Source organism: Haloferax profundi (assembly GCF_001469865.1).
Lineage (GTDB): Archaea > Halobacteriota > Halobacteria > Halobacteriales > Haloferacaceae > Haloferax > Haloferax profundi.
Genome location: NZ_LOPV01000417.1, coordinates 1 through 237, shown reverse-complemented (window position 1 = coordinate 237; position 237 = coordinate 1). Strand labels below are relative to the sequence as shown.

General features: G+C 59.1%; 1 protein-coding gene. It reads right to left on the bottom strand.

Going from position 1 to position 237, the window contains the following annotated elements; translation table 11 throughout:
• On the bottom strand, positions 1-237 hold a 237-nt coding region (locus tag AUR66_RS14190), incomplete at both ends, for a thiamine pyrophosphate-dependent enzyme (protein WP_269432595.1).

Genomic DNA, 237 nt, shown 5'->3' with positions numbered 1-237 from the left:
GAATCCGTAGGCGTCTGCCTTCTGCGCAAACGTTCGACTCGCAGTTTGTCGGTCTCGAGGGGTCGAGATAGCCCACTGGTTGTTGTTGCAGACGAAGAGTGCAGGAACGTCGAAGACGCCGGCGAAGTTCAGTGCTTCGTGGAAGTCTCCCTCACTCGTTGCACCGTCGCCAAAGTGCGCGACAGCAACTCGTGACTCGTCTCGGTAGTCCATCGCCATGGCCACACCGACGACGTG